Origin of the sequence: Mesorhizobium sp. LMG17149, from assembly GCF_024518695.1 — a bacterium.
GTDB lineage: Bacteria > Pseudomonadota > Alphaproteobacteria > Rhizobiales > Rhizobiaceae > Mesorhizobium.
Map to the genome: position 1 here is coordinate 126,334 of NZ_JANIFL010000010.1, position 12,689 is coordinate 139,022.

Genomic DNA, 12,689 nt, shown 5'->3' on the forward strand with positions numbered 1-12,689 from the left:
TTCAGCATATTTCCTTGTCTGGAACGCAGCAGTGGTCACCCGACTGTTGGGCCACAAAGCCGGCCGAACTGTCAGCCTTCGCGCCCGCGTTTAGGCTGCGTTTTTGCGTTTTGCCCTGCTATATTCCGATTGCAGCATTCGGGATCGGGACATGATCTTCGTTGATCAGCACGATCGGCGCGTCGGCTCCTTCGACCCTGACGACCAGCAGGCGCAGGCTCCATGTGCCGGCTGTCCGGACAGCGGTCGAGTAGGCCGTGCCCTTGCCCTTGGCGCCGTGGACCGGAATGCCGAACTGGGCGTCGCCGGCCCCATTCGCATTGACGTTGAGATGGCCGCCGACCCAGAAACTGTCGGTCAAATCATCGCCCAACGCCGCCTTGACGCGGTCGTCGGCGCGAAGCCTGTCCATCGTCATGTGGTAGGCATCGCTGCCTTTCAGGACGTAGGGAATGCTGCCCACCATCGTCGCGCAGCCGCCAATCCCGACAACCCAGACGGCAAGGCCGGCGATTGCCCAGTTGCGTTGCGTCTTGCGAAACTGTTCCGCGTCGCGCCAGGCGCGGTTCTGCCAGGCCCAGCGGCTGCCGCGTGCGCCCAGCACGATGATCATGATGATGTTGACGACAGGGATCAGCGCCAGTAACGCGATGAAAGTGCTGTTGCCGATGCCCCAGATCCAGTTGAGGAAGAAAGCGCCCCAGTTCCAGCGGTCGAGTTCGGCTGGAATTTCAGCCGGCTGGTTGAGCGGTTGTCCGGCCATCGTGTCCCCCATCGGTGACGTACCGACTGATTCTAGCGCATGAGCCCGTCAATGCGCAAAATCAAAGTTCTGCAACTTCTGTCAGGTCTTGTTGGATAGCCGGCGAAAATTCGCTTTCACGGCACGGCTTGCCGGCTTCAGCGCGGCGCTGATCGAGCGCTCCGTCGCGACCCCGTTGAACAGCGACGGCGTGCGGCCGGAAAAGATTTCCGGCCAGAACCGCGATGCCGATTGCAGGAAGGACATTTGCGCCGCAAACACGCCTTCGGCCATAGCGGCGGTCTTCTCGTTTACCGCACGCGCGGTCTCCGTGCTCCAAGGCTGGCTGCTCCCGCCATCCATGGCCATCAACGGCAGCCGCATCATCGCCACCAGCGGCGCCAGCATCAGGTCGCCGCCGATGATGGCCGCTTCTTGCGTCCGTCGGCTCTTGCTGGTCTTTCTCATGGAAACAAAACCCCTTGTCGCGGCCGAATCAGCCGCAGCCCCACACACTACGCGCTTGTGGTGGAATTCGTTCGCTCCCCGCGTCAGCATGGCCTCAAGGCTGGGCGCTCCCGCCGAGGAGCGCCCAGCCGAGGGGTCGAGTTCTACCGCTTGCGCAGGTCGGCTTGCGCCAGATCCAGCGCCTTCGAGATGCGGTCGCAGGCCATATCGATCGTATCACGGGTCCAGATCAGCGGCGGCGACAGGATCATCGTGTCGCCGGTAGCGCGCAGCATCATGCCGTGCGCGATGGCATGATCGCGCACGGTCACCGCCGCACTTCCAGCCGGCAGGAACCGCTCCTTGGTCGCCTTGTCCTTGACGATCTCGATTGCGCCCATCAGTCCGATCGAACGCACCTCGCCGACCAGATCATGCCCGGCAATGCGCTCCTGCAACGCCTTGGCGAAGTAAGGGCCGGTATCGTTCCGGACGCGATCGACCAGCCCTTCCCGCTCGATGATCTCGAGGTTCTTCAGCGCCACGGCGCAGGCCACCGGATGCCCGGAATAGGTGTAACCGTGATTGAACTCGCCGCCCTTCTCGACCAGCGTCGAGGCGATGCGGTCGCCGACCAGCAATGCCGACAACGGCTGATAGCCCGATGTCAGCGCCTTGGCCGTGGTGATCGTGTCGGGCTCGATGCTGAGCGTCTGGGCAGCGAACCACTCGCCGGTGCGGCCATAGCCGGTGATGACCTCGTCCAGCATCAGCAGGACATCGTATTTGCGGCAGATGCGCTGCACTTCCGGCCAGTAGCTCGCCGGCGGTATCTTCACGCCGCCCGCCCCCATGACCGGCTCGCCGATAAAGGCGGCAACCTTGTCGGCGCCGGCTTCGAGGATCGCCTCCTCGACAGCCCCGGCCGCGCGCAGGCCGAAATCATGGTCGCTCTCGCCCGGCAGCGCCAGTTCATAGGCGTAGGGCATCATCACATGGACGATGTTGGGCACCGCACCGTTGAGCTGCTTGTGCATACCATCCATGCCGCCGAGCGAGGTGCCGGCAACGGTCGAGCCGTGATAGGCCATCTTGCGCGAGATGATGCGGTTCTTCTCCGGCTGGCCTTCCAGCACCCAATAGTGGCGCACGAGACGCAGTGCCGTGTCGTTGGCCTCCGAGCCCGACGAACCATAGAACACCTGGTTGACGTGCTTTGGCGCGATCTCCGCCAGCTTCTTGGACAGCAGCACTGGCGTCGGCGTCGAGCATTTGAAGAAGGAGTTGTAATAAGGCAGTTCCTTCATCTGGGCATAGGCGGCCTCGGCCAGCTCGTCACGGCCATAGCCGATGTTGACGCACCACAGCCCGGCCATGCCATCGAGGATTTCAGCCCCCTCGGAATCGTAGATAAAAGGGCCATTGGCATGGGTGATGATGCGCGACCCGGCCCCGCGCATTTCCTTGTGGTCAGTGAACGGATGCAGATGATGCGCGGCGTCGATCTGCTGAAGCTGCTTCAGCGAATAATTCTGATAGGTCATGTCTGATCTTCCCTCTGGATTCTATCCGGCAAGCCGGGGCGAATGCTTCAGAGGCAAAGAGGTGGCGAATAGCCGATGCGGGCGCACAGCCGCAAAAGCTCGGCGCGCAGCGTACGCGGTGACGGCGTCACCGCGACCCGCAATGCGCGAGCCTCAAATGCGCCAACCAACATCCTGACGAGAGCCATGGCTGGCACCTTAGAGCAAAGGCTGGTCGAGGAGAACCACCCTTTGCTTGGCCCATAACGGAATGAGTCTAGGCCTTGGCTGTCAGCGCCCTCTGCAGGAAGACATATTTCATCGCCGTCTGCGCCGCCTGCGGCCGGCGGTCGCCACGCCCGCCATGACCACCCTCGGTCTCCTCGAAGAACAGCGTCCTGGCATGGCCGGCTTCCTGCAGGCGGGCGGCCATCTTGCGCGCATGGCCGGGATGGACCCGATCGTCAGCGGTCGATGTGGTCAGGAGCACAGGCGGATAGGCGGCAGCGGCGTTGACATGCTGGTAGGGAGAGTAGGCTGAAAGCCACTTCGCGTCTTCGGGTTTCGACGGATCGCCATATTCGGCCATCCACGAGGCGCCAGGCGGCAATTCGGCGTAACGCAGCATGTCGAGCAGCGGCACCTCGATGATGACGGCGCCGAATAGCTCGGGATGCTGCGTCAAGGAAACGCCGGTCAGCAAGCCGCCATTCGAACCACCCTGGATGCCGAGTGAGCTTGCTGTCGCGATGCCGCGCTTGACGACGTCCTGCGCGACCGCTGCGAAATCGTCGAATCCGTTTTGGCGATTACCCTTGAGCGCCGCTTGATGCCAGGCCGGGCCGAACTCGCCGCCGCCGCGGATGCAGGCCTGCACATAGGCATTGCCCTTTTCCAGCCATAGCCTCCCGCGCACGCCGGCATAGCCGGGCAGCAGCGGCACTTCGAAACCGCCATAGCCGTAAAGCAGCGTCGGCACCGGCCCCTTCTGATTGCGCCGCCTGACGACAAAATAAGGGATCATCGTGCCGTCCTTGGAGCGCGCCTCGAACTGTTCCGAGATGAGCGGCGAGGCATCGAAACGCGCCGGCTGCGACTTCACGGTAGCGAGCGTCTCGCCATTGTCGTCAGACCAGATGATCGAACTCGGGGTCAGGAAATCGGTGAAGGAAAAGGACACGCTCGAGCCGAACTGCTCGGCATGGCTGATGCCGACATTGCCATTTTCGGGCAGCGCCACCGGTTTCAGCGACCAGTTGCCATCCTTGCGCTCGCAGACGACGACCTTGCCGCGCACATTGTCCATCAGGCTGATGAACAGCCGGTCCTGCGTGCGGGCCATGCCGGCGATGGAAACGCGATATGCCGGCTCGAACAAGGTTTCGACAGATCCGAGCGCGCCGGTCTCGACCCAGTGCGCCAGATCCAGCGAATAGAGGCCGTCGGGCTTGCAAACCGTGCCGTCGGGCGCCGTCCATGGACTGCGCACGCCGAACACGAGCTGATCCCTGAATATTGCCGTATCGGTCATGTCGTCCGGTAGCGGCAGCTGTTTGTTTTCGCCGGAAGGCAGCCGAAGGAAGATGTGCGAAGCGAAGAAATTCAGCGTTCGAGCCAGGACCAGATAGCGTCTGTCACCGTCGTACTCGACAGCGGCACCAACGGCGAGATCCTCTTTCTGCGCCTCGAAGATCGGCGTCGCGTCTTCCAGCTTGGTATCGCGCTTCCACAGCTTTATGACTCGCGGATAGCCGGACTCGGTCTTGTCGGCCTCGTCGAAAGCGGCCGAAACAATCACGGTGTCCTTGTCCAGCCAGCTGAAGCCCGACTTGGAAGCGGGCGCGTGAAACCCACCGTGGACAAACGACTTGGTCGCAATGTCGAACTCGCGCATCTCGCTCGCGTCGCCGCCATCCGGCGACATACTCACCAGGCAACGGTTGAAGTCCGGATAGAGTCGGCTTGCGCCGCCAAAAACCCATTTTATCCCCTCCTTCGCCGCAAGCTGGTCGAAGTCGATGATCGTTTCCCAGTCGGGCTTCTCGGTCTTGTAGGAAGCGACGGTCGTGCGGCGCCAGAGGCCGAGCACATTGGTCTTGTCCTGCCAGAAATTGTAGACATGGCCGGCTTTTGCCGCGCCGACCGCGATGTTGTCCTCGGCCGTCATCAGGTCGAGCGCGGTCTGGAACGACGCCTGATAGGACGGATCGCCCTGCAATTCGCCAACCGTGACCTCGTTCTGGCGATGTACCCAGTCCAATGACTGTTTGGCTGTCCTGTCCTCCAGCCAGAGGAAGGGATCGTCGGTCGAGGGGGTGGAATTCGGCGTCTGGGTGGCAGGCTTGGTCATCAGGTCTCCGATAAACGCGTTGCTTTGAAAAAGCCAACGCCGATAGGCCGTATCGATATTAACTATGCTCAGCGCACAATTGAGGCTTTCCGCCCACCAGCGAGGCTAGCAATAGCCAGCGCCAGGCACAGCAGCCCAAGCGTGATCGGCAGCCCGCCGGCACCCAGAATATCCATGGCGCCCCCCGCCAGCGGCGGCACGGCGATACCGCCGACGCCCCACATCAGGGAAAAGGCCGCATTGCCGGCAACCAGTGCGGAGCCGGTGAAGCGCTCGCCGAGCTCGATGATCGACATCGTGTAGATGCCGTAGGAAACCGCGCCCCAGACAAAGATCATCGGCCAGATCAGCGGCGACTCGATGAGAAGCGGAAGCAGGACGCAGCCGAGCACCGTGATCGCGACGCAGGCAAGCCGCACCAGGCGCGCGGAAAGCCTTTCCGCCAAAAGGCCGAGCGGCACCTGCATGGCGATATTGCCTGCAATCATCACCGACAGCAGCGCCGACATGCGGGTCTCGGTGATGCCGTGATGGGTGCCATATACAGGCAGCAACGCCAGCGCGCCCTGTTCGAAGCCGGCGGCGACTATGACGGCAAACAAAAGCAGCCACGCCAGCGGCACGAAACCCAGGACGGAAACTTGATGCCCGGCCTCGTCGACCTTGGGCAAGCGCGGCAGCACCAAGCCCAGGCAGATGCCGCACAGCACGAAGGCGGAGATGCCGACGAGGAAGGGCGGCCAGCCCTCAGTACCGACTGCAAGCAGGCATAGCGGCCCGGCCGCGAAACCGGCCGAGATGATCGTCGAATAGACACCCATGACGCGCCCTCGCCGCGCCGGCGGCGCCAGCGCGATGACCCAGATCTCGCTCAGCACATAGAGCGGGTTGGTCACCACACCGATCAGGAAGCGCAGGGGAAACCACAGATAGACATTCTGCGTCCAGCCGATCAGCGCCAGCACGACAGCCGAAAGCGCCGCACAGGTAAGCGCTGTGCGCCCTGCCCCGAACCGGCGGGCCAGCGCCGGGATCAATGGCGACGACAGGATGAAACCAATCGGCGTCATGGCCGCCGACAGGCCGATCATCGCCGGCGAAACGCCCTGGCGCTGCAGGATGAAGCTCAGCAGCGGATAGGACAACCCTTGCGCGATGGCGAACACCGAGACGGTCGCGATCACACCGGTGATCGCCGCCCATTGCATCGTCTCGTCCTCGTTCGATTCAACCAAATTCATTGTGCGCACCGCTATCGAGGCTGCAGGATTAGCGATTGAGCAACGCGGTGGTAAGCCCCTGGCGGGCGAAAACCGCTTGCTCCAGACAATGCCTGTCAGGACGCCGGGCCTGTCAGGAGGCTGGGCCTGTCAGGAAGTTGGGCCTGTCAGGAAGTTGGGCCGGTCAGGAGGTTGGGCTCGTCAGGAAGCTCGGCGCACGGACGACCGATACAGCGCGAACATCACCAGCACCGCGTCGAGGCCGGCGATCACGACCGGCAGCCCGAGCGGGCCGATGCCTTGCATGAGCACGCCGGCACCGGGTGGGCCGACGATGCCACCGACGCCCCACATCAGTGCAAAGGCAGCGTTGCCGGCGACCAGCACAGAGCCCTTGAACCGGCTGCCGAGTTCGACCAATGCCATGGTGTAGACGCCGTAACCGACCGCGCCCATCACCAGCAGCACGACCCAGATCAACGGCGTTGTGATCAGCAGAGGCAGCAAAAGCGCGCAAACGGTTGTTGCCAGCGCGCAGACGATGATCATGGCGCGGCCGCCAAAACGCTCCGCCAGAAGGCCGAGTGGTATCTGCAGCAGGATGTTGCCGAGGGAAAGCGCCATCACCAGCGAGGCCAGAACGGCTTCCGCCAGGCCATAGCTGGCGCCGAAGACCGGGACCAGCGCATAAGTGCTCTGCTGAACCGCCGCCGAGACAAGCACGGCAAGCAGCAGCGCAGGCGCCACCTTGGCAAAGCCGACAAGGCCGCTGGCAGGCTGGTCGTCATCCTCGAACCCGGTCAGCTTAGACGAGACCGCGTGCAGGATCACCGCGCAGAGCGCGAAACCGGCGACGCCGACCATGAAGGGCGCCCAGCCCGACGTACCGAGCAGGGTCAGCGCGAATGGTCCGGCGGCGTAGCCGGCGCCCATTAGCGTGTTGAACACGCCCATCACCCTGCCGCGCCGCGATGGCGGCGCCAGCGACAGTGCCCACACCTCGCCGAGGATGTAGAGCGGGTTGATGACGACGCCGATGATGAAGCGGATGACGAACCAGGCCACCCAGTCCTGCAGATAGCCGATACCCAAGAAGCAGAGCGCGCCGATCAGCGAGCAGCCGACCGCCAGATTGCGTGCACCGACAAGCCGCACAGCCGCGGGCACGAAAGAAGCCGAAAGGATCAGCCCGAGCGGCATCATCGCCGCCGACAAGCCGATCAGCGCTGGCGACATGCCTTGTTTCTGCATCAGCAGCGTGAACAGCGGCGAACTCAACCCCTGCGCCGCGCCGAACATCGCAAGTGCCGCGGTGACGCCGGCAAGCGCTGCCCACTGCGTTCCTTCTTCGCCTTCGTTCGAGCCGGTCGCAACCATGCTGCCATCCATGTGAATTGCTGGCCATCCGGCCGGCAAGCCCGAGTAGCTACTGGTTCGATCCAGGCAAAGGAAGGGCCGCCCGGCGAAATCCGCTTGCGCCAACGAGGCGGCGGGATCAGGCCGATGTCGTGGCCGCGCAACTGCCGTTCCGGCATGTCGCTTCCCTCGCCCTAGTGGTCGCCGCCTCCGCAATGGCTGGGCAGCCGCCGGTCCATTATGCCGCCCGCTATCGCATCCTACGAGGACCATCATGACCGCCGCCTTACAACCCTTGGAACCGGCATTGACCACCGACCGCGCCCGTCGCGGCGGCCGCGCCGGAAAACGCGCCGGCGGCTCGACCGCGTTCGAGCAGCCCGCTTTCCGCCAGCTGAAAAACCCGCTGACCCCGACCAGGCTGGTCTCCGACGACGAGCTGGAATCGATCCACCTCGCCTCCCTGCGCGTGCTCAGGGAAATCGGCGTCGACGTGCTGCATGACGAGGCCCGCAGCATCATGAAGGCGCATGGCGCCGATGTGCGCGAAGGCAGCGAGCGGGTGCGTTTCGACAGCGACATGATCCTCGAACTGGTGTCGCACTGCCCGTCGGAGTTCACCATCCATGCCCGCAATCCGGCGCACAATGTGCGCTTTGGCGGCAACAATGTGATCATCTCGATGATGGCGTCGGCGCCCAATTGCTCCGACATCGATCGTGGCCGCCGGCCCGGCAACCAGCAGGACTACCGCAATTTCTTAAAGCTCGCGCAGATGCACAACATCCTGAACTGCACGGGCGGCTACCCGGTCGAGCCGACCGATATCCATCCGTCCGTCCGCCACCTCGAATGCATCCGCGATCTCAGCGTGCTCACCGACAAGGTGTTCCACATCTATTCGCTCGGCAAGGAACGCAATGTCGACGGCATCGAGATCGCCAGGATCGCGCGCGGCATCAGCCACGAGCAGATGCTGGAAGAGCCGTCCGTCTTCACCATCATCAACACGAATTCGCCGCTCAAGCTCGACGTGCCGATGATGGAAGGCATCATCCAGATGTCGAGCAAGGGCCAGGTCGTCGTCGTGACGCCGTTCACCCTGTCGGGCGCCATGGCGCCTGTCACCATCGCCGGCGCACTGGTGCAGCAGAACGCCGAGGCGCTTGCCGGCATCGCCTTCGCCCAGATGGTGCGCAAGGGCGCACCCGTCGGCTATGGCGGCTTCACCTCCAATGTCGACATGAAGTCCGGTTCGCCGGCGTTCGGCACGCCGGAATACATGAAGGCGCAGCTCGTCGGCGGCCAGCTTGCCCGCCGCTACAACATTCCCTACCGCACCTCCAACACCTGCGCCGCTAACACGGTCGACGCGCAGGCGGCTTATGAAAGCGTGTTCTCGCTGTGGGGCGCCATCCAGGGCGGCGGCAATCTGATGATGCATGCCGCCGGCTGGCTCGAAGGCGGCCTGCGCTGCTCCTACGAGAAGACCATCCTGGACATCGACCTGCTGCAGATGGTGGCCGAATTCCTGACCCCCCTCGATCTTTCCGACGAGGCACTCGGCTTCGACGCCATCCAGTCGGTCGGTCCTGGCGGCCATTTCTTCGGCACCCAGCACACGCAGGACCGCTACAAGACCGCCTTCTACTCGCCGATCCTGTCCGACTGGCGCAATTACGAGACCTGGGCGGAAGCCGGCTCGCCGACGGCGCTCGAAAAGGCCAACAAGGTCTGGAAGGAGCGGCTGGCGTCCTATGAGGAGCCTTACATGGACCCGGCCATCCGCGAGGAACTTAACGCCTTCGTCGCCAAGCGCCGGTCCGAAGGCGGCGCGCCGACCGATTTTTGATCGGCAGTGCTGTTGATGAACGGTCGACCCCCACTCCGTCGAGCTGTGCTCGACACCTCTCCCCCGATCGACGGGGGAGAGGAAAGGCGCGAACTTATGCAGGCTGGCTCCCTTCCTCTCCCTCCGGAGGGGGGAGAGGTGGCTCGGCGAAGCCGAGACGGAGTGGGGGAAGCCCGCCCCGCAACACGCAGCCGCCGCAAAACGGGCATCACCCAGCGAGCCCGAAAACTCAGGCAAGGTGACAACCAGGCCGAAGCGCTGCTTTGGCTTGAGTTAAAAGCCCGCAAACTTGGCGGCTACAAGTTCACGCGACAGTTCTCTATCGGACCATACTACGCAGACTTCGCTTGCCGCGAAAAATGGCTCGTCGTGGAAGTCGACGGACATCAACACGCCGACTGTTCCTATGACCGCCGCCGCGACGATTTCATGCATGCCCAGGGCTATTCGATCCTGCGTGTTTGGAGCCATGAAGTCTTGAAGCATCGTACTTCGGTTTGTGAAACCATCCTCGCCGCGCTCGATGGCAGGCTAGCCGAGAACATCACGGCACCCGACCTCCGCTTTGTCTTCACGCCTCACTCACCCGATTCAATCTCTTCAAAAACGGACCTATCTAGATGAAATCTCACGTAAAAGCGGTTGTTATCGGCGGCGGCGTCGTCGGCTGCTCGGTTCTCTACCACCTGGCCAAGGCCGGCTGGACCGACATCATGCTGATCGAGCGCTCGGAGCTCACCTCCGGCTCGTCCTGGCACGCCGCGGGCGGCTTCCACACGCTGAACGGCGACCCCAACGTCGCCAAGCTGCAGGCTTATACGGTGCAGCTCTACAAGGAGATCGAGGAAATATCCGGCCAGTCCTGCTCCCTGCACCTGACCGGCGGCGTGATGATGGCCGACACGCCCGAGCGCATGGACTTCCTGCGGCTGGCCCACGCCAAGGGCCGCTATCTCGGCATGGACACAGAGCTGATCACCCCTTCCGAAGCCAAGGCGATGTTCCCGCTGATGGACGAGACCAACTTCGTCGGCGCCATGTGGGACCCGGTCGAAGGCCATCTCGATCCGTCGGGCACCACCATCGCCTATTCCAAGGCGGCGAAAAAACTCGGCGCCGAGATCGTGTTGCGCAATCGCGTTGTGGAACTGACACAGGAGGTCGACGGCACCTGGAACGTCGTCACCGAACAGGGCACGGTGAAGGCCGAGCATGTCGTCAATTGCGGCGGCCTGTGGGCGCGCGAGATCGGCCGCATGGTCGGCGTCGAACTGCCGGTGCTGGCCATGGAGCACATGTATCTGCTGACCGAGCCGATGCCGGAGGTCGAGGAATTCAACAAGTCTACCGGCCGCGAAATGATCGGCGTGCTCGACTTCAAGGGCGAGATCTACACCCGCCAGGAACGCAACGGCATCCTGCTCGGCACCTATGAAAAGGCCTGCAAGCCGTGGTCGCCGGTCAACACGCCGTGGGATTTCGGCCATGAATTGCTGCCGCCGGACCTCGACCGCATCGCGCCGTCGCTGGAAATCGGTTTCAAGCATTTCCCTGGCATCGAGAGGGCCGGCATCAAGCAGATCATCAACGGCCCCTTCACCTTCGCGCTCGACGGCAACCCGCTGGTCGGCCCGGTGCAGGGCCTGACCAATTTCTGGTGCGCCTGCGCCGTCATGGCCGGCTTCAGCCAGGGCGGCGGTGTCGGCCTCGCGCTGTCGAACTGGATGGTCCATGGCGATCCCGGCTTCGACGTCTGGGGCATGGATGTCACCCGCTTCGGCGAATGGGCAGGCCTGCGCTACACCAACGCCAAGGTGCGCGAAAACTATTCGCGCCGCTTCTCCATCCGCTTCCCCAATGAGGAACTCCCGGCAGCACGCCCGGCGCAGACGACACCGCTCTACGACACGATGCTGGCCAACAATGCCGTCATGGGCGACAGCTGGGGACTTGAGACGCCGCTCTGGTTCGCACCTGAAGGCAAGGAACCCAGGGATATCGTCTCCTTCCACCGCTCCAACGATTTTGGGCCGATCGGCGAGGAAGTGCGCGCCACGCGTGAGCGTGTCGGTGTCACCGAGATCGCCAATTTTGCCAAATACGAAGTCTCGGGACCCGCAGCCGAGGATTTCCTCAACCGGCTGATGACCAACCGCATGCCGAAGACCCGCCGCATCGTGCTGACGCCGATGCTCAACGAATTCGGCAAGCTGATTGGCGACTTCACCATCGCCAAGGCGGCAGAAGACCGCTTCATGATCTGGGGTTCCTCGGCGGCGCAGAAATACCACATGCGCTGGTTCGAGAAGCATCTACCGAAGGACGGAACGGTGCGCATCCACCGCTTCGACCAGACGCTGGTCGGCCTGTCGATCGCAGGGCCGAAGTCACGTGACTTGCTGCAGAAATTGGTCGATGTCGATGTCTCGACAAAAGCCTTCCGCTTCATGGATTTCCGCGAGATGGCGGTTGGCGGGGCGCCTTGCATGGTCAACCGCATCACCTACACCGGTGACCTCGGCTATGAAATCTGGATGGCACCGGCCTACGAGCGCCTGGTTTACAAAGCGATCAAGGACGCCGGCGAGGAATTCGGCCTTGTCGATTTCGGCATGCGCGCGCTGCTCTCCATGCGCCTCGAAAAGAATTTTCCGACCTGGTTCCGCGAGTTGCGGCCGATCTATGGACCGTTCGAAGGCGCGATGGACCGCTTCATCAAGCTCGAGAAGAACGACTTCATCGGCCGCGAGGCCGCTGCCAAGGAACAGGCCGAGGGGCCAAAGCTGCGCCGCGTCTCCTTCATCGTCGATGCCACCGACGCCGATGTCATGGGCGATGAGCCGATCTGGGCCAAGGTCAGCAAGGACTATGGCACGGTTGAAAAGCCGCATGGCTATGGCGCGCCCCGATTCGACAAGGGCGGCAAGGAAATACGTGGCTCCAAGGCTGCCGAAGGCGCTTCCGCCGTGCGGGGTATCGTCGACGGTGACTGGCGCGTGGTCGGCTGGGTCACGTCAGGCGGCTATGCGCATTATGTGCAGAAGTCGATGGCGCAGGGCTACGTCCCGGCAGCGCTTGCCGAGGACGAAAGTGCCGGGCTGTTCGAGATCGAGATCCTCGGTCACCGGCGCCCGGCCCGCATCAATGTCGAAGCGCCCTTCGATCCGAGCGGCGAGAAGATGCGGACCTGAGTTTCGAC

The 12,689-nt window shown here is 63.2% G+C and carries 9 protein-coding genes; 3 read left to right on the forward strand and 6 right to left on the reverse strand.

The features are described 5' to 3' along the window. Positions 1-118 precede the first annotated feature (118 nt). The 6 genes from NP945_RS23135 to NP945_RS23160 form a co-directional block, all read right to left on the reverse strand. Positions 119-763 carry a cytochrome c oxidase assembly factor Coa1 family protein gene (locus NP945_RS23135; RefSeq protein ID WP_127271457.1) on the reverse strand — a complete coding sequence of 215 codons (645 nt, stop codon included), beginning with the start codon at positions 761-763 and terminating at the stop codon, positions 119-121. 81 nt (positions 764-844) lie between these two features. Continuing rightward, complete coding sequence (locus NP945_RS23140; RefSeq protein WP_256747619.1) at positions 845-1,210, reverse strand: hypothetical protein; 366 nt, start codon at positions 1,208-1,210, stop codon at positions 845-847. A gap of 143 nt (positions 1,211-1,353) precedes the next feature. Further along, positions 1,354-2,733: an aspartate aminotransferase family protein gene (locus NP945_RS23145; RefSeq protein ID WP_256747620.1), complete on the reverse strand. Its 1,380-nt coding sequence runs from the start codon at positions 2,731-2,733 to the stop codon at positions 1,354-1,356. Positions 2,734-2,989: 256 nt separating this feature from the next. Further along, complete coding sequence (locus NP945_RS23150) at positions 2,990-5,062, reverse strand: prolyl oligopeptidase family protein (protein ID WP_256747621.1); 2,073 nt, start codon at positions 5,060-5,062, stop codon at positions 2,990-2,992. Between the two features lie 68 nt (positions 5,063-5,130). After that, positions 5,131-6,303 carry an MFS transporter gene (locus NP945_RS23155; RefSeq protein ID WP_256747622.1) on the reverse strand — a complete coding sequence of 391 codons (1,173 nt, stop codon included), beginning with the start codon at positions 6,301-6,303 and terminating at the stop codon, positions 5,131-5,133. A gap of 180 nt (positions 6,304-6,483) precedes the next feature. Next, positions 6,484-7,659 carry an MFS transporter gene (locus tag NP945_RS23160; protein WP_256747623.1) on the reverse strand — a complete coding sequence of 392 codons (1,176 nt, stop codon included), beginning with the start codon at positions 7,657-7,659 and terminating at the stop codon, positions 6,484-6,486. Positions 7,660-7,912: 253 nt separating this feature from the next. Between NP945_RS23160 and NP945_RS23165 the strand changes: the two genes are divergently transcribed. The 3 genes from NP945_RS23165 (at position 7,913) to NP945_RS23175 (ending at position 12,681) form a co-directional block, all read left to right on the forward strand. After that, on the forward strand, positions 7,913-9,490 hold the full coding sequence (locus tag NP945_RS23165; RefSeq protein ID WP_256747624.1) for a trimethylamine methyltransferase family protein: 1,578 nt from the start codon (positions 7,913-7,915) through the stop codon (positions 9,488-9,490). Between the two features lie 138 nt (positions 9,491-9,628). Then, positions 9,629-10,114, forward strand: coding sequence for an endonuclease domain-containing protein (locus NP945_RS23170; RefSeq protein ID WP_127271897.1), 486 nt, complete (start codon positions 9,629-9,631; stop codon positions 10,112-10,114). After that, positions 10,111-12,681, forward strand: a complete 2,571-nt coding sequence (locus tag NP945_RS23175; protein ID WP_256747625.1) for an FAD-dependent oxidoreductase — start codon at positions 10,111-10,113, stop codon at positions 12,679-12,681. Before NP945_RS23170 ends, NP945_RS23175 begins: the two co-directional genes overlap by 4 nt. Positions 12,682-12,689: the final 8 nt, after the last annotated feature.